We start from the raw sequence: 17,060 nt of genomic DNA on the forward strand, positions 1-17,060 counted from the left end.
GTCGATTGGTTGGCAATGGGATCGGGCGGAGGGGCACGCCGTCATCGGCGGGCGCGAGCGAGGTTTGCCGACGGACGATGGGCCTGCGGCGGCGGGCTACCCGGATGGGGAAGCCGAGCGCCTCGCCTCACAAAAAGCCTACTTTTGCATGAAAAACTCAGGCAATACGTCATCATCCACCACGCTTATTAGATTTTTATGCGATAAATGCTTGCTTCAAGATATTTAAATTCTACTGATACGGGAATATCGTAACGCTTCCGTGAGCTGTTGTGTCGCATGACGGTGGTGGAGGCGGTCGGCACCGCCGGCGTGAAGTCGGCGACGCGGCTCTTCAGCGCTTTCTGCGCTCGACAATCCGCCGTATTCGCTGGAGCGAATTGGCTGAAACCTGATAAGTTGAGCGAGGCTTCAACCGGCGAAAGGGTGTCTTGGATGCCGCTGACGGAAAGGACCGCCCAGGGCGATCAGTATGTCCTTCCCGGTGCGGAGCGCCGGACCGAGCCCGGCCTTCCCTACGCCGCTGAACCCGACGGTCAGCTCGCCCTGCATTTCTACGAGCCTCCCCGCGCCGACGAGCGGGACCCCGGCAAGCCGCCTCCCTTGCCGCGTCCGCTCCCCCGTCCCATAACCATCAATGACGGTCCGCTTGCCGGCCGCGTTGCGTTCTTCCCGCAGGTCATGAATGATGTGACCGAGGCTTTCCGGGCTTTTTCCGGCCTGACGAAGGAACGCCAGGATTAGCATTCGGGAATGATCCTTCGCTTCCGATCGCGGTCCACCGACCACCCAAGGATCTACGTTCATGCCTTTCGACAATCCGGTGGGCGATCGAGCCCGTCGGCAGCCACGGTTCGGAAAAGCAGCCCAACGGCAAGCCACGCAGGGGGCCCCTGCGCGAGCACACCAGAAGGTCAACGGCTCCGCCGAGCAGAAGCACCAACAGTGGCTCGCCCGCGCCAGCGATGCCGAGCGATCCGGCGACTCCGTCGAAGCCGAAACCTGTCGCCAGCACGCGGAGCACTGGTTCCGTGTGGCCCACGGCCGCAACGATCCCTGAGGCTCCGCCGCCCCACCGATCACGATCGGTCCGTGGCGGCGTGGTTCAGGCCAAATGGCCTCCGGCAAGCCCGGAGCGGCTCGCTGCCCGCGCAACGGAACTCGGCACGCTCCGATCCCCGACCGCGGACAGCGGGGGAGCCCGCTACCTCAGCAGCGTCGCGGCCGGTCGAACGAAGCTCTTGCGGCCGCGCTTGAACCCCATGAGCGGCACGGCTATTCCGCCGAAGGCGTCGGCCTCGTCGTCGGCGTCGAGCACGACCATGTCCGCCTGTCCGCCGACCGCGACGCCATAGTCCGCGATCCGCATCAGCCGGGCGGCCCCGTTGGAGATCAAATCGAGGCAGCCGCCGAAGCTTTCAGGCCCCAGATGCATGAGGTTCGCATAGAGATTGCCCATCCGGATCAGCGAGCCATCGCCGAAGGGCGTGAAGGGGTTCAGGACATTGTTGGTCGCGACCGAGACGGCAACGCCGCCCTCCGCCAGCCGGTGAACCGGCGCCACCCCGCGCGGGGCGCGGTGGTTGGCATCCCGCCCGTTGAGGTAGAGATCCGTCGCGGGCAAGGCCGTCACCCCCACGCCGGCATCGGCCAGGAGCGCGATCATCCGCTCCAGCGCCGCATCATCGATGGCCGCGAGCTTGGTGGCATGACCAACGGCGACCCGCCCCTGCCAGCCCGCCGCCATCGTCCGCCGGCAGATTTCCTCGAGATGGGACCAACTGGGGTCGAGATCGAAATCCAGATGGAAATCGAGATCGACGTCGTGCGCCACCGCCAGGGCGAAGATCCGCTCCATGTGCAGGGAGGGATCGGCATCGGTGTAAGGACAGCCGCCCAGGAGATCGGCTCCCTCCGCCAGGGCCTGGGTCAGCAACCCTTCGACCGCCGGATCATGGGTCATCCCCTCCTGCGGAAAGACGCAGATCGACAGGTCGATGGCGAAGGCATAATCCCGCTTGAGCCGTTTCATGGCCTCGAAACTGCGCAGGCCGACCAGCGGATCGAGTTCCACGTGGGTCCGCATGAACATGGTGCCTTGCGTGATCGCGCGCTCCAGGGTGCGGGCACCGCGTTCGTAGACATCCTCGATCGTGAAATCCCTTTTCAGGCGGGACACCGCGGCGATTGCCCCCTTGAGTCCGCCGCCGGCATCGCGGCACCGGCAGAGCAGGCAGGACTTGTCGAGATGGATGTGCGTATCGACCAGCCCCGGCAGGACGAGACGCCCACCGGCATCCTCCTCGACGACGGCCTCGACGACGGCGGTACCGGCCAAGGCAGGGCCGATGGCGGCGATCCGTCCCTGCCTGACCGCGATATCCTGCAGTCCTTGCCCTCCCCTCAGGCGGGCGTTGCGCAAGAGAAGGTCGAAAATCTGGTTCTGCGTCATCTCAGATCCGGCGTGACATTTGCATGCATAAGCAGTATGCACTTTCGATGCCAGACCGAGCACACTTGTGGAGTTCCCAATGAGCGAGATGACCGAACGCGATCTGCAGGCCGTGAAGGATTATCTGGATGCCTCCATGGCCCCCGATCCCGTGCGCGCGGCGAAACATGTGGCCCCGGGTTTCATCTGCCGCTTCACCGGGCACCGCGTTTTCGATACGCCGAGCGGGCCGACCGGCTTCAACGCCGCCCGCTACAAATGGGTGAAGAAGCGGATCGAGCGCTACGACGTGGTGCCGGGCGAGACGGAAACCATCGTCTACAGCCTCGGTTGCCTGTACGGCGCCTGGCCGGACGGCACGCCCTTCGACAACAACCGCTATGTCGACCGCTTCGTGGTGCGGGACGGGCTGATCGTCGAAACCGATGTCTGGAACGATAGCGCCGAGTGGATTCTCGATCCCTCCTGCGCCCGCTGACCGGAATGCCCTGACCTGAATGCCTGGCGCCCTTATTCCGTGTAGGGCGCCAGGATATCCATGAGGTCGCGGCTCCTGGCGCCCGAGCTTTGCAGCAGCGCGCGGGCGGCCACGGCCTCCAAATGCTCGTCCATGAGGGCGCAGGCCTTGTCGGCGGGGCCGGTCCGGATCGCCTCGATCAGTTCCAGGTGCTCATTCACCGCGCATTCGGACGAATGGGGACGGCTGAAGACCGCCAGCGACAATCCCGCGCGGTAGCAGATCTCCGTCACGTAGCGGATCAGGACGGGCTTGCCGGTCATTTCCGCCAGCCGGACATGGAATTCCGTTGCCAGACGGATCGAAATCCCCTCGGCGCCATGCCGCGCCTGATGTTCGGCTTCGACGATGGCCTTCAATTGCTTCACTTGGGCCTCGGTCAACTTGCCGGCCAGATGCCGGACGACCTGACGCTCAAGATCGACCCGGATGTCGAAGATGTCTCGTGCATCCTCGAAGGACGGCACCGCGACCACGGCGATGCGGTTCCGGCGCAGATCGACAAGGCCTTCCGCCGCCAACTGCCCGAGCGCGCTGCGGGCGATGGTCCGGCTGACGCCGAAGCGTTCGCCCAGCGAATCCTCCGGCAGCCGGTCTCCCGGTGAGAGCGCCCGCTCGATGATCGCGCGCCGCAAGGCCGTGCAGATCACCGCGACACGGTCGCCTCCGGTTTTCCTCGAACGCTTTTCCTCGGCCATCACCGCCCTCTCCTGACCCACTCTGCATAAGGGAGCTCAGGCGGGAATTCAACTCGCCAAGTGCCGCATTTGAATGCAACAGCCTCCTCACCCTGCACAAATGAGTCGCATACAGTAATTGTACACACTTTCCTTCGCCAAAAGCTGGTCACTCCCGACATGGAGCGGGGGCCACCAGGGTGATTGGCGCACCTGTTGCATACAGATCATCAGTCCGTCACGAGGTGCGCCGCATGTCCCCATCCCAAGCCATCCAGCAAGGCCGTTCCGCCATTGCCGTCGAGCTTTCCCAGGCTGCCGTTTCGTTCGGCGCGCCGGGCAAGTCGTTCGCAGCCCTGCAGGAGACGAACCTTCGGATCGCCGATGGCGAATTTGTCGCCCTGGTCGGCCCGTCGGGCTGCGGGAAGTCGACGATCCTGCGGCTGACGGCCGGCCTGCTGCAGCCGACCCGGGGGGCCGTCCTCGTCGGCGGGCGCGAGGTGACGGCCAAGGCCCTGCGCATCGGCATGGCCTTCCAAAATCCGACCATGCTGCCCTGGCTGACCATCGAGCGGAACGTCATGCTGCCGCTGAAGATCGTGCGGCCCTTCCGCTCCGACTATCGCGCCAAGCGTAAGACGGAGTATCGCGACCGGGTGCACGCCCTGCTGGCCGATGTCGGGCTCGACAAGTTCGCCGGCCATTACCCCTGGCAGCTGTCGGGCGGGATGCTGCAGCGCGCGAACCTCTGCCGCGCCCTCATCCATGAACCGAGCCTGCTGCTGCTCGACGAACCGTTCGGCGCGCTCGACCAGTTCACGCGCGAGGAGCTGTGGGGGACGATGCAATCCCTATGGCTGAAGCGCAAACCCACCGTCCTGCTCATCACCCACGACCTGAAGGAAGCGGGGTTTCTCGCCTCGCGCGTCTGCGTGATGAGCGCCCGCCCCGGCCGCATCATCAATGACAGCGCCGTCGAATTCCCCCGCCCGCGCACGATCCAGATGACCTTCGACGCCGATTTCGTCGCCCTCAACCAGCGCCTGCGCGACCTCATCATCGACGCGCGCACCGACACCGCCATCCGCGGAGCCTGAGCCATGAGCTACGAACTGCGCCGCCGCCTCTGGGCCGCCATCCTCATCCTCGGCTTCTTCGCGACCTGGGAATTCCTCTGCCTCGCCCTTCAGGTTTCCGATCTGGTCCTCCCGCGCCCGACCCAGGTCTTCGCGACGCTGGTCTCCCGCCTCGGCATTCTCTGGCCCCATGTGCTGCAGACTCTCTGGACCACGATGATCGGCTTCATCCTGGGCGTCACCGTCGGGGTGATCATCGGGGCGGCCGTCGGCGTCTCCCGCACCGCCTACGACACGGTCTATCCCCTGCTGATCGGCTTTTCCTCGATCCCCAAGGTCGCGGTGGTGCCGATCTTCGTGCTGTGGTTCGGATCGGGCGCGACGCCGGCCATCCTCACCGCTCTGGCCATGTGCTTCTTCCCGATCGTCGTCAACATCGCGACCGGCCTCGCCACCACCGAGCCGGAACTGGAGGATGTCCTCAAGTCGCTCGGCGCCAGCAAGCTCGACATCCTGTGGAACGTCGGGCTGCCCCGCACCATGCCCTTTTTCTTCGCCTCGCTGAAGATCGCCGTCACCTTCGCCTTCGTCGGCAGCGTGCTGTCCGAAACCGTCGCCTCCAACAAGGGCATCGGCAACGTGATGATGACGGCCTCCTCGAACTTCGACGTACCGCTGGTCTTTGCCGGCCTCTTCCTGCTCGCCGCCCTCGGCATCCTGCTCTACATCGCCTTCTCGCTGGTCGAGGCGCGCGTCACCGGCTGGGCCACCCGTCGCCAGGGCTTTGCTTCCGCCTGAACCTTCATCCCGAAACGGAGCCTCCCATGTTGAAAAAGCTTCTCTCGACGCTTGCGCTCGGCCTTTGTCTGAGTGGGCCGGGCCTGAGCGCGCCGGCGTTGGCCGAAACCAACATCAAGTTCACGCTCGGCTGGAAGACCCAGGGCTCCGACGCTCCCTTCCTGCTGGCGCAGCAGAAGGGCTACTTCAAGGCCGAAGGGCTGAACGTCACCATCGACCAGGGCGAAGGGTCGGCGGCCACCGTGACCCGCATCATGTCGGGCGCCTATGACGCCGGCTTCGGCGACATCAACGCGATCATCCAGAACGCGGCGACCCGCCCCGGCGAGGTGCCGATCATGGTCTATCAGCTCTGGAACAAGCCGCCCTTCGCGATCGTGTCGAAGAAGACGACCAACATCACCAAGCCCGCCGATCTCGTCGGCAAGAAGCTGGGCGGCGCCCAGGGCACCCCGACCACCCGCCTCGTCACCGTGCTCGGCACGCTCAACAAGGTCGATATGACCAAGGTCGCCATCGAGAACATGGGGCCGAACCTGCAGGAGCCGATGCTGATCAAGGGCGACATCGACGGCGCCCTGGTCTTCAACATCACCAGCTGGTTCAACCTGATCAACAACCGCCAGGACCCCGCCAAGGACTACAACTGGCTGCTGTTCGGCGAGTTCGGCCTCGACCTCTATTCCAACGGCATGATGGTCTCCCAGAAGCTGATCAAGGAGAACCCGGACGCCGTGGCCGGCCTCGTCCGCGCGGTCAACAAGGCGGCGGTGGAGATCGGCGCGGACGCCGAGGCCGGGGTGAAGGCGGTCCTTGCCTACGACAATCTGGCCAAGGAAGAGCTTGAACGCGCCCGCATGAAGTTCTCCTACGAGCAACTCATCCTGTCGCCCGAAGTCGACCGGATCGGCCTTGGCGACGTGGACGACGCGCGCCTCGCCCGCTCGATCGGCATCATGGTCGAAGGCTACCAGCTGACCACCACGCCCAAGCCGGAGCAGGTCTTCACCCGCCAGTTCCTGCCGCCGGCGGCCGACCGCAAGCTCGCCTACAAGGCCGACTGATCGCAGGACGAAGCCCGGCCGGACCCGTGGCCGGGCTTCGCGCATGGGGAGCGAAGATGAACGTCGCCCGGCCGGGAATGGTCACCAGCCCGCACCCCCTGGCATCCGAGGCCGGGGCCGCCGTTTTGGCGAGGAGCGGCACCGCCATCGAAGCGGCGGTTGCCATCGCCGCCAGCCTGTCCGTCGTCATGCCGCATTTCTGCGGGATCGGCGGCGACGCCATCTGGCTAGTGGCGGACCGGCAGGGACGGCAACGCTGTTTCCTCGGCATCGGGCAGGCGGCGGGCCAGCTTCCAGCCTATGAGGCTGTGATCCCCCTGCGCGGCCCCGCCTCGACCGTCACCTCGGCCTGCGCGGTTGACAGCTGGGGGCGAGCGCTTGCCTACAGCGCCGAACAATGGGGCGGCACCCAACCCTTCGCCGACCTCCTCGCCCCCGCCGTTGCCCAGGCCCGGGACGGCTATGTCCCCAGCCGCTCGCAACATTTCTGGTTCGATTTCCGGCGCGACGAGATCCCGCACTGGGAAGGCTTCGCGGATCATTTCAGCGTCGTCCCCGGCGAGCTCTTCAAGCAGCCCGCTCTCGCCCGCAGCCTTTCCCTGCTGGCCGAGGATGGCTGCCGGTCCTTTTATGACGGGCGGCTCGGACGGCAACTGGCCGAGGGACTGGCCGCCGCGGGCTCCCCCCTCGGCGCCGCGGATCTGGCCACAACCCGGACGCGGGAGGAGGCCCCCGTCGCCCTGGACTATCGCGGGCTGACCCTGCTGGCCCCGCCGGCGCCGACGCAGGGGCTTTCCACGCTGGCGATCATGGGCGTTCTCTCCCACTTCGACCTGACGGCCCTGCCCCCCACCAGCCCGCTCCGCTACCACCTGCTGGTCGAGGCGGTGAAGCAGGCCTTTCTGGACCGGCCGCTCATCGCCGACCCCGACGGTTCCGAGCCACCGCCCTGGGACTTTCTCGACCCGCGGCGTCTGGCCGGCAAGGCCTCCGCCATCGAAACGGCGCGCGCCCTGCCCTGGCCGCAACCCTACCGCCATGGCGACACGGTCTTCTTCGCCGCAACCGACGAGCAGGGGCGCTGCGCAAGTGTTCTGCAGAGCACCTATTTCGACTGGGGCAGCGGCGTCCTGGTCGGTGATACCGGCGTCCTCTGGCAGAATCGCGGCGCGGCGTTCTCGACCGTTCCCGGCGACCGCAACGCGATCAAGCCCGGCAAACGGCCCTTCTACACCCTGAACCCCGGCATCGCCCTCAGGAACGGGGAGCCCCATCTTCTTTATGGCACCCAGGGTGCGGACGGCCAGCCGCAGACCCTTGCCGTGCTGCTCACCGGTTTGATCGACTACGGCATGACGCCTGAGGAGGCGCTTGCCCAGCCCCGCTTCCTTCTGGGAAGGACCTTCTCCGACAGCCGTGACAGCCTCAAGATCGAGGCGTCCCTCGGCGAGGCCGCGATCGGAAACCTTGCCGCCCTGGGGCATGAGGTGGCACCCCTTCCCGCCCTGTCGCCGATCTTCGGCCAAGCCGGGGTCCTCCGCCTCACCGATGGAGGCACCGTGTCCGGCGCCCATGATCCGCGCGGCGAAGGCAACGCGCTTCGAGCCCGAGAGCATTCGCCCTGCAACGCCGCGGTCATTTCATCGTCCAGGTCCGCTTGACCGATGGCGGACGGGACCGGCCCGGACCAGCCCATCCGGACAGTCAGCACCGTCCGGAACCGAACCGCACCGGGTTGTCAGCCGCACCGGCCGGGACGGGAAAGCCATGCTGCCGAGCCGCCCGCACCACCACCAGCGTCGCCGCCAGCAACACCAGCAGGGTTGGCGCGAACGCACCGACGCCCAGCCCTCCGAGCAACACGCCCCCAACGATGCCGCCACCGGCGATCGCCGTGTTCCAAGTGGTGACCAGCATGGACTGCGCGATGTCCGCGGCGTCTCCCGCCGTCTTTGCCAGCGCCGTCTGGAACAACGTCGCCGCACCGCCGAAGGCCGAGCCCCAGGCGGCCACCGCCACGAACACCACGGCCGGCACCTCACCCGCCGTCCCGAGCGCCAGCGCGGACAGGCCGAACACGGCCGTGCTGGCGAGCGTGAGCGCGCGCAGATGGCGGTCGATCAGCACGCCGATGATCCAGATGCCCAGGAGCGAGGCGACGCCGAACACCAGCAGCACCAGATCCGTGCGCCCGGCCATGCCCGCCGCCGCCAGGAACGGTGCGATGTAGGTGTAGAGGATGTTGTGCGCCAGAACGAAGGCCAGCACCGCGAACAGCACCGGACGCACGCCGGCCAGGGTGAAGACACGCCCCAGCGAAAGCCGCTCGCCCATCCTCTGCCCGGCAAAATCCGGCACCGTCACGCGCACCCACACCATGAGCAGCAGCGCCAGGGCGCTCATGAGGCCAAAGCACGTCCGCCATCCCAGCAGGCTGCCGAGGAAGGTGCCGGCCGGCACGCCCAGCGACAGCGCCAATGGCGTGCCGACCATCGCGATTGCGATGGCGCGTCCCTTCTGCCGCTCGGGCACCATGCGCGCGGCATAGCCGGCCAGCAGCGCCCACAGCAGCCCGGCCGACATCCCCGCCAGGAAGCGCGCCACCATCGTCAGCGCGTAGCTGCCGGAAAGCGTCGTGACGGTGTTGGCGACGACGAAGCCCGCGATGGCGGTCAACAGCAATGGGCGACGGCGCAGGCCCTGCGTGGCCACAGTCAGCGGAATCGCTGCCAACAGAGACCCGATGGCGTAGATCGTGACCGTCTGGCCGACCCAGGCCTCGGACACCGCCAGCCCCTGTGCCATCTGCGACAGCAGTCCGGCTGGCAGCGCTTCGGTCAGGATGGTGATGAAGGCCGCCATCGCCAGCGCCAGCAGGGACGCCAGCGGCAGGCGGTCGGTGCCGGCGGCCCTCATCGTCCAGCCCCCAGCATGAGGCGTTCCGCGTCCTCGACGGACCGCGCGACGATCTCCTTGCCGGTGATGCCGCCGCGAAACACGATGGCAGCCATCCTTGCGGATGTCGCCGTCATCACCGATCCTCCAGCGCGCCGTAGACCGCATCGCGCAGATCCGTGACGAAGCGGCCGGACATGCCTTCGTACAGCGTGTTGGTGAAGGCGACGACGCTCAGCCCGCGCGCCCGATCCACGAACCAAGCATGGCCGTAGGCGCCGCCCCACCGCCAAGTGCCCGGCGATTCCGGCGATGCGGCAAGCCGAGGGTCGCGCAGCACCGAAAAGCCCAAGCCGAAGCCGAAGCCCGGGGCATTGGGCAGCTCCATCCCGCCGGTCTGGTCTCGCCCCATTTCCCCGATCAGATCACCGGGCAGCAGCGCGCCGCCGCCCCGGCGCAAGGTTTCCAGCAGGCGCAGAAAGTCCCCGGCGGTGCCCGCCATGCCGGCGCCACCCGACGGGAAAGCCGACGTGTCGAAGATGCGGGCCGGGCTGTAGGCAATGCCGACGGCGCCGTCGAAAGGCGAAACCGTCTCGCCCTCGGCCAGCCGGTGCGGCTGCGGCGCATCGCTCACATAGGCGGTGGCCACACGACGGGGATCGCGGACGGTGAAGCCGGTTTCGGTCATGCCAAGCGGGCCGGTCACCAGCCGCGTCACGGCCTCGTCCAGCGGCGTGCCGCCGACGCGCGCGATCAGCGCGCCCAGCACATCGGTTGCCAGTGAATAGCCCCAAGCCTTGCCCGGCTCGTACAGCAGCGGCACGCTGGCGAGCCGACGCAGATTTTCCTCGAGGGTGATGCCGGACGCATCCATGCCATCCGACACGCCCGCCCGAGCATAGGGGCCGTTTTCGTCGGCTTCGAGGAAGCGGTAACCGAGACCGGCCGTGTGATTGAGCAACTGCCGCACCGTGATGCGCGCCGGGCGGCCATCGGCCAGCGCGGAGCGGAACTCGGGCAACCAAGTGTCGATGCCGGCGTCCAGGTCGAGCCGCCCCTGCGCCACCAGGACCAGCGCGGCGGTGGCGACGATGGGCTTGCTCACCGAAGCCAGCCGGAACACCGACCCGACGGTCAGCGGCCGCGCGCTTTCACGGTCGGCCAGTCCAGTGGCCTGCTGGTGGATCAGTTCGCCGTCACGGGCGACCAGAACGACGGCACCGACCAGTCGCCGGTCGTCCACGGCCTGCTGGACGACGGCATGGATGCGGGTGGAGAGATGGGTGGACGGAGCAGCGTGATGCAGAGGAGATGGCGAGTTCGTCATGGCTGGTGCCTCGATGCGATCGGCAATGCCCCGACGATAGAAATCTCTCGATTAAAGAAAAAGTAGGCTACATTTCCTTGTTGTGCGGAACAAACAGTCCGCAATCACCTAGGGGATGCCGATCATGGACAGCCTGAACGGCTTCATGGTGTTCGTGCAGGTCGCCGAGACCCGCAGCTTCGTCGCCGCCGGCCGGCTGCTGGGCGTGTCGGCCTCGGCTGTGGGCAAGAGCGTGGCGCGGCTGGAAGAGAAGCTGGGCGTGCGGCTGTTCCATCGCAGCACGCGCAGCGTCACGTTGACAGCCGAGGGGACGCTGTTCCTGGAGCGCAGTCGTCGCATCCTGGCCGAGATCGAAGCCGCGGAACTGGAGTTGTCGCAGCTCACGGCCGCGCCGCGCGGTCGCCTGCGGGTGAGCCTGCCGCTGGTCAGTTCGCTGATGCTGCCGGTGCTCGGCGAGTTCATGCGCGCCTATCCCGCGATAGAGTTGGACCTGGATTTCACCGACCGCATGGTCGATGTCATCGAGGAGGGCTTCGACGCCGTGGTGCGCACGGGCGAGCCGGCCGACTCACGGCTGTCGGCACGTCGGCTTGGCAGCTTCCAGATGCATCTGGTCGCCTCGCCGGATTACCTGGCGCGGCGGGGCGTACCGCAAACCCCCGCCGATCTTCTGCAGCAAACCTGCCTGCACTACCGCTTTCCCAACAGCGGCAAGCTGGAGGTCTGGGCGCTGCGGCAACCCCCCGGCGAGCCCGAACTGCAACTGCCCACCTCGATGATCTGCAACAACATCGAGACGCGCGTGTGCTTCGCGCTGCAAGGTCTGGGAATCGCCTTCCTGCCGGACTTCGCCATCCGCGAGCCCTTGGCCGATGGACGGCTGGTGCCGATCCTGACCGATTATGTGGAACGCACCGGCCTCTTCCACGTGCTGTGGCCGGCAAGCAAGCACCCCTCGCCAAAGGTCCGGGCGCTGGTCGACTTCCTCTGCGCCAGGGTGTTCCCAACAACGAAGAGCAAGGCGTCCAAGCCCGAAGACCAGCCCCGGAGGTGAGGGCCCGGCGCTGCCGAAGCAACCTCATGCGTGGCCTCGATCACCGAGGGCGGGCGGTCGATTCAGCTCGGAGCGTTACGGTTGGTCTCCGTACAGCCGATTGCTCGGGTAGCCGGGCACCGGTTCGGCCGCCAACCCGCGGCACAGGAGAGCCGCCGACGCCTGCGCGATCTCGTCGATGGTCCAGGCCCCCTCGGGCCGATGCCATTTCGTCACCCAGTTTGCGGCCCCCAGGACGGAGAAGACGGCGAATTTCGGATCGCAGCGCAGGATGCTGCCATCCGTCACCCCGGCGCGCACGACGTCCTGCAAGCGGCGCTCGAAGGCATCGCGCTTCTCGATCACCACCTGCAACTGTTCGTCGCTGAGCGACCGTTCCTCCAAGATGACGACGCTGAAGCTGTCCTCGCCGATGATCGAGATGACGTAAGCGACGAGGCTGCGCCGCAACCGCTCAAGACCGTTCAGTGACGGGTCGGTGCAGATGGTCTCCAGCGCTTGGTCGGCTGCGGCAAGATGGCATTGAAAAAGCAAATCCTGCTTGTTCTTGACGTAATAATAGAGCGTGGCCTTAGATACTCCGAGTATGTCGGCAATATCGACCAAAGATGTTCCATGATAGCCGTTTCGACGGAAGGCCGCGGCAGCAACTTTATAAAGCACCTCAAGCTTGAGGCTTCTTTGCTGCTCAGGGTTGAGGACAGATTTGTTCCAGCGTGCCATGTCGTCCGTTGCCTCAGCCTTCGCGATGTACCGTGCCCCGCTCCACCAGCGTCCTTCCGTTGGAACACAACCGGGCGTTCCGATCAAGCCCAGATCAACCCCCGGGGCGTCGATTTGACTTTCAAGTTGAAAAGCCGTCTTAAGAGTTGACACGTCGATCCGCGAATCTGATTATTGACTCAACAATCATGAATCGGGATTGGGGGGAGAGCATGGACAACGCGACGAACAGGTCGCCGCGTGCCGAGCGCGCGCGCTGGGCGCCGCCGGGATTCAAATACCCGTCGCGCAGCGTCGCCCATTCCGCGGCCTATCAGGCGGAACGCCTGACCGCAGCCGACGTCGATCCCGCCCTTTACGGCGACCGGTACGAAGCCGGCCTGTTCGGGCTGGACTGCTTCGACTCGATGGTCGCCAGCGGCCTCGACATCGACGGCTACGTGTTCTTTTCGCAGGTCTATCGCCAGATCCGGCCGTCCAGGGTCGGGGAACCGCTGGCCGTGACCGGCTGGGTCCGCGACCTGCACCGGGTGAAAAAGGGCCACAGCGTCACCGAACTCTACCACCTGACCGACGGCGAAGGCCGCGTCTGCATCGAGACCGAACTGACCGGCCTCCTCGCCGATCCGCCGGGACGGACGCCGCAGGCGTCCGGCGACGCGCCGCGAATGCCGCGACGGGCGGAGTTCCCGGCTGATGACTGGACCCTGCTGCGCGAGAAGCAGGTGACGCCCGACAAGGTCCGTGTCTTCTCCCAGGACGTCGGCAACGACATCCACTTCGACGAGGAGTTCGCGCGCCGTCACGGCTTCCGCGCGCCGCTGGCCCAGGGAATCATGACGGCGGTCTGGCTGTTGTCCGTTCTGGCGGACGAGCGTCCGCCGGCCGCCTTCGACGTCGAGGTGCGTTACCTGCGCCCGGTCTTCTGGGACTCCCACGCCAGCCTCTGGGTCCGCCGCTCCGCCGACGGTGCCCTCGAGATGGCGCAGAGCCGCAACGACGAGGGCAAGGTCACGGCCGACATGCGGGTGAGGTCGCTGTCCTACGACCCGGCGTCATCACAGACTGCGGCAGGGGGATGACGCCATGTCGGCCATCATCGTCCAGCTCGTGGTGTCCGGCCTCCTGCTCGGCGGCATTTACGCGCTGATCTCGATCGGTCTGACGCTGATCTTCGGCGTCTCCCGCATCAAGAACTTCGCCCATGGCGACTTCGTCATGGTCGGCATGTACCTGACCTATGTGCTGAACAGCTGGAGCGGTCTCGACTCCTACCTCGTCCTGCTGATCGTGACGCCGCTGATGTTCCTGTTCGGCCTTTTCCTGTCCTGGGCGATCATCCGGCCGATCCAGGGGGCGCCGCAGGTGGCGCAGATCTTCGCCACCGTCGGGCTGGGGCTGGTCCTGCAGAACGTCACGCTGATGATCTTCGGCGGCGATTTCCGCACCACCGCGTCGGTGTTCGCCGGCAAGGTGCTGCGGATCGGCGACATCGCCCTGCCGGCGCCGCTGCTGATCGCCTTCGCGGTCGCGATGGCGGTGGTCGCCGTCATCTATCTGTTCCTGAAGACGTCCTACACCGGCAAGGCGATGCGCGCGGTGGCGCAGGACCGGCGGTCGGCGTCGCTGATGAGCATCGACGTGAAGGGGATCGACCTGTTCACCTTCGGCCTCGGCACCGCCTGCGCCGGCCTGACCGGCGCCCTGCTGGCGCCGATGTTCCCGGTCTATCCGACGGTCGGCATCAACCTCGTGCTGATCGCCTTCGTGGTGGTCGTGCTCGGCGGTCTGGGCAGCATCGCGGGCGCCCTGATCGGCGGCCTGGCGATCGGCCTGATCGAGACACTGAGCGGTTTCTTCATCGGTTCCGAGATGCGCCAGATGGCTTACTTTCTCGTCTTCCTGGCCGTGCTTCTGCTCCGCCCCGCCGGGCTGTTCGGTCAGCGCGGCTCCGAAAAGCTGGGGGCCTGATCCATGACGCTGACGTCCCTCCTGGCTCCCTACCGGCCGACCCGCAAGGGCCTTCTGCTGTCCCTGGCGATGGTCGCGGTCCTGGTGGCGCTGCCGTTGATCGCCGCCGATTCCTACACGCTGCACTTCCTCTGGAAGGTCCTGTTCTGGGCGCTGGCCGCCGCCGCCTGGAACATCGCCGGCGGCTATGCCGGGCAGTTCTCGCTGGGCCATGCCGCGTTCTTCGGGCTTGGTGCCTACGGATCGACGCTGCTCTACATGCATTTCGGCCTGTCGCCCTGGATCGGCATGTTCGTCGGGGCGGCCGCGGCCGTGGCCTTCGCGACGCTGATCGGCGCGCTGACCCTGCGCCTTCAGGGGCCGTTCTTCGCGCTGGCCTCCATCGCCTTCGCCGAGGTGCTGCGCATCGCCATCGTCAACTGGCGTTCCTTCACCGGTGGGGCGGAAGGGCTGTCCCTGCCGTTCGACCCGAGCTTCGCCAACATGATGTTTTCCGACCGGCTCTGGTACGTCTACATCATGATGGCGGCGCTTCTGGTCGTGCTTCTCATCACCTACGTGCTGGAGCGCTCCTGGATCGGCTACGCCCTGGCGGCCATGCGCGAGAACGAGGAGGCGGCCGAGGCGCTGGGTATCGACACCGTGCGGACCAAGCTGTTCTCCATCGGCCTGTCGGCCTTCCTCAGCGCCATCGCCGGCACGCTCTACGCCAACTACATCCTGCTGATCGAGCCGTCCACCGTGCTCAGCATCGGCTTCTCGGTGGAGATCGCGCTGATCGCCATCATCGGCGGCATGGGCACGCCGCTCGGCCCCGTCCTGGGCGCGGTGCTCATCGTTCCGCTCAGCGAGTATCTCCGCGCGGAGTTCGCCGGCAGCCTTCAGGGCCTGTACCTGCTCGTCTACGGCGCGCTCCTCATCGTGATGGTCATCGTCCTGCCGCAGGGCCTGATGAGCGCCATCCGCGCGCCGCGCGCCACCGCCCGGCGCCTGCGCGGGGCGTTCGGCGGATCCACCCGTCGCCGTCCGGTCCGCGAGGAGAGCCGCCATGCTTGAAGTCCGGGGTATCAGCAAGCAGTTCGGCGGCCTCCGCGCCGTCAATGACGTCCATCTCCGCATTGGAGAGGGTGAGATCGTCGGCCTGATTGGTCCCAACGGGGCCGGCAAGACCACGCTGTTCAACTGCATCGCCGGGGCCTTTCCGCCGACAGAGGGGCAGGTGCTGCTGGAGGGCAGGAGCATCACCGGTCTGAAGGCGCACCAGGTCTGCCGCGCCGGGCTGGCCCGCACCTATCAGATCGTGAAGCCGTTCGGCGGGCTGTCGGTGCTCGACAACGTGGTGGTCGGCGCGATCAACCAGACGCACAACATCGCCGAGGCCCGCCGCATCGCCGAGGAGGCGCTGGTCCTGACCGGGCTGGCCGACCGCCGCGACATGCCGGCCGCGAGCCTGCCGCTGCCCGGCCGCAAGCGCCTGGAAATCTCCCGCGCGCTGGCGACCCGGCCGAAGGTGCTGCTGCTGGACGAGGTCATGGCGGGCCTCAATCCGTCGGAGGTGGAGAAGGCCATCGTGCTGATCGAGGCCATCCGCGCGCACGGCATCAGCATCCTGATCATCGAACATCTGATGCGCGTCATCACGGCGGTCAGCGACCGGATCGTGGTCATGAACCACGGCAGCAAGCTGGCCGAGGGGCTGCCGGCCGACGTGCTGAACGACAAGGCGGTGATCCAAGCCTATCTGGGGGAGGACTTTGGTGCTCACGGTTAGAAAGCTCGATGCCTTCTATGGCGAGATCCAAACCCTCCATGGAATCGATCTCGACGTCCGGGAAGGCGAGGTGGTCTCGGTCGTCGGCGCCAACGCAGCGGGAAAGACCACGCTGCTGAACGCCATTTCCGGGACGGTCGAACGGTACGGACGGGTGTCCTTCTTCGACCAGGACATCGGTGCCCTGCCGCCGCACGCGATCGCCCGGCGCGGACTGGTCCAGGTGCCGGAGGGCCGGCGTCTGTTCCCCTTCATGACGGTGCGGGAGAATCTGGAACTCGGCGCCTTCGCTCCGCACGCCCGCGCCCACCGCGCGGAAAGTCTGGAGAAGGTCTTCGACCTGATGCCCCGGCTGCGGGAGCGCTCGGGCCAGCTCGCCGGGTCGATGAGCGGCGGTGAGCAGCAGATGTGCGCCATCGGCCGAGCGCTGATGGCGAAGCCGCGCGCCATCATGTTCGACGAGCCGACGCTGGGGCTCGCCCCGATCATGGTCGACGTCGTCTTCAAGCTGGTCCGCAGTATCAAGGAGACCGGCATCACCATCCTGCTGGTCGAACAGAACGTGAAGCATTCGCTCGCCATGTCGGACCGGGGCTATGTGCTGGAAAACGGCCACATCGTCCTGTCCGGCCCGGCTGCCGACCTGCTGACCGACCCGCGCCTGAAGGAAGCCTATCTCGGCGGCTGATCCGCGGGCGGGCAACGGCGCGACGATACAAAACACAATGGGAGGAA

The 17,060-nt window shown here is 66.6% G+C and carries 18 protein-coding genes; 13 read left to right on the forward strand and 5 right to left on the reverse strand.

Annotated features, from left to right (window positions below):
- Window positions 1-279 precede the first annotated feature (279 nt).
- A complete protein-coding gene (locus H1Q64_RS17710) occupies window positions 280-744 on the forward strand; it encodes a hypothetical protein (protein WP_237906423.1) in 465 nt (154 codons plus the stop codon).
- A gap of 61 nt (window positions 745-805) precedes the next feature.
- Window positions 806-1,060 (forward strand): DUF4167 domain-containing protein, encoded by a 255-nt coding sequence (locus H1Q64_RS17715; protein ID WP_237906424.1) that lies wholly within the window; start codon window positions 806-808, stop codon window positions 1,058-1,060.
- A gap of 144 nt (window positions 1,061-1,204) precedes the next feature.
- On the opposite strand, the gene H1Q64_RS17720 is transcribed toward H1Q64_RS17715, so the two are convergent.
- A complete protein-coding gene (locus H1Q64_RS17720) occupies window positions 1,205-2,452 on the reverse strand; it encodes an amidohydrolase family protein (RefSeq protein ID WP_237906457.1) in 1,248 nt (415 codons plus the stop codon).
- Window positions 2,453-2,531: 79 nt separating this feature from the next.
- Here H1Q64_RS17720 and H1Q64_RS17725 point away from each other — a divergent pair, with 79 nt between their 5' ends.
- On the forward strand, window positions 2,532-2,930 hold the full coding sequence (locus tag H1Q64_RS17725; protein ID WP_237906425.1) for a nuclear transport factor 2 family protein: 399 nt from the start codon (window positions 2,532-2,534) through the stop codon (window positions 2,928-2,930).
- A 32-nt stretch (window positions 2,931-2,962) separates the two neighbouring features.
- Here H1Q64_RS17725 and H1Q64_RS17730 read toward each other — a convergent pair whose 3' ends face one another.
- Window positions 2,963-3,667, reverse strand: a complete 705-nt coding sequence (locus H1Q64_RS17730) for a GntR family transcriptional regulator (RefSeq protein WP_237906426.1) — start codon at window positions 3,665-3,667, stop codon at window positions 2,963-2,965.
- Window positions 3,668-3,900: 233 nt separating this feature from the next.
- Between H1Q64_RS17730 and H1Q64_RS17735 the strand changes: the two genes are divergently transcribed.
- The 4 genes from H1Q64_RS17735 to H1Q64_RS17750 are packed head-to-tail and all read left to right on the forward strand — an operon-like array spanning window position 3,901 to window position 8,245.
- Window positions 3,901-4,743: an ABC transporter ATP-binding protein gene (locus tag H1Q64_RS17735; protein ID WP_237906427.1), complete on the forward strand. Its 843-nt coding sequence runs from the start codon at window positions 3,901-3,903 to the stop codon at window positions 4,741-4,743.
- Between the two features lie 3 nt (window positions 4,744-4,746).
- Window positions 4,747-5,520: an ABC transporter permease gene (locus H1Q64_RS17740; protein WP_237906428.1), complete on the forward strand. Its 774-nt coding sequence runs from the start codon at window positions 4,747-4,749 to the stop codon at window positions 5,518-5,520.
- Between the two features lie 26 nt (window positions 5,521-5,546).
- Complete coding sequence (locus H1Q64_RS17745; protein ID WP_237906429.1) at window positions 5,547-6,584, forward strand: ABC transporter substrate-binding protein; 1,038 nt, start codon at window positions 5,547-5,549, stop codon at window positions 6,582-6,584.
- Window positions 6,585-6,640: 56 nt separating this feature from the next.
- Complete coding sequence (locus tag H1Q64_RS17750) at window positions 6,641-8,245, forward strand: gamma-glutamyltransferase family protein (RefSeq protein ID WP_237906430.1); 1,605 nt, start codon at window positions 6,641-6,643, stop codon at window positions 8,243-8,245.
- 43 nt (window positions 8,246-8,288) lie between these two features.
- On the opposite strand, the gene H1Q64_RS17755 is transcribed toward H1Q64_RS17750, so the two are convergent.
- Complete coding sequence (locus tag H1Q64_RS17755; protein WP_237906431.1) at window positions 8,289-9,500, reverse strand: MFS transporter; 1,212 nt, start codon at window positions 9,498-9,500, stop codon at window positions 8,289-8,291.
- Between the two features lie 115 nt (window positions 9,501-9,615).
- Complete coding sequence (locus tag H1Q64_RS17760; RefSeq protein ID WP_237906432.1) at window positions 9,616-10,806, reverse strand: serine hydrolase domain-containing protein; 1,191 nt, start codon at window positions 10,804-10,806, stop codon at window positions 9,616-9,618.
- 124 nt (window positions 10,807-10,930) lie between these two features.
- On the opposite strand from H1Q64_RS17760, the gene H1Q64_RS17765 reads away from it, so the two are divergent.
- Complete coding sequence (locus H1Q64_RS17765; protein ID WP_237906433.1) at window positions 10,931-11,860, forward strand: LysR family transcriptional regulator; 930 nt, start codon at window positions 10,931-10,933, stop codon at window positions 11,858-11,860.
- Between the two features lie 75 nt (window positions 11,861-11,935).
- Here H1Q64_RS17765 and H1Q64_RS17770 read toward each other — a convergent pair whose 3' ends face one another.
- Window positions 11,936-12,583 (reverse strand): TetR/AcrR family transcriptional regulator, encoded by a 648-nt coding sequence (locus H1Q64_RS17770; RefSeq protein WP_237906434.1) that lies wholly within the window; start codon window positions 12,581-12,583, stop codon window positions 11,936-11,938.
- Between the two features lie 212 nt (window positions 12,584-12,795).
- Between H1Q64_RS17770 and H1Q64_RS17775 the strand changes: the two genes are divergently transcribed.
- From H1Q64_RS17775 to H1Q64_RS17795, 5 genes are read left to right on the forward strand one after another with little or no spacing between them, the layout of a single operon-like run.
- Window positions 12,796-13,665 (forward strand): MaoC family dehydratase, encoded by an 870-nt coding sequence (locus H1Q64_RS17775; protein WP_237906435.1) that lies wholly within the window; start codon window positions 12,796-12,798, stop codon window positions 13,663-13,665.
- A gap of 4 nt (window positions 13,666-13,669) precedes the next feature.
- Window positions 13,670-14,554, forward strand: a complete 885-nt coding sequence (locus tag H1Q64_RS17780; protein ID WP_014198513.1) for a branched-chain amino acid ABC transporter permease — start codon at window positions 13,670-13,672, stop codon at window positions 14,552-14,554.
- Between the two features lie 3 nt (window positions 14,555-14,557).
- Window positions 14,558-15,610, forward strand: coding sequence for a branched-chain amino acid ABC transporter permease (locus tag H1Q64_RS17785; protein ID WP_149167729.1), 1,053 nt, complete (start codon window positions 14,558-14,560; stop codon window positions 15,608-15,610).
- Entirely contained in the window at window positions 15,603-16,325 is a 723-nt protein-coding gene (locus tag H1Q64_RS17790) for an ABC transporter ATP-binding protein (RefSeq protein ID WP_237906436.1), read from the forward strand. Before H1Q64_RS17785 ends, H1Q64_RS17790 begins: the two co-directional genes overlap by 8 nt.
- Window positions 16,312-17,013 (forward strand): ABC transporter ATP-binding protein, encoded by a 702-nt coding sequence (locus H1Q64_RS17795; protein WP_237906437.1) that lies wholly within the window; start codon window positions 16,312-16,314, stop codon window positions 17,011-17,013. Before H1Q64_RS17790 ends, H1Q64_RS17795 begins: the two co-directional genes overlap by 14 nt.
- The last annotated feature ends 47 nt before the right edge of the window (window positions 17,014-17,060 follow it).

It is taken from the genome of Azospirillum brasilense (genome assembly GCF_022023855.1).
Lineage (GTDB): Bacteria > Pseudomonadota > Alphaproteobacteria > Azospirillales > Azospirillaceae > Azospirillum > Azospirillum brasilense_F.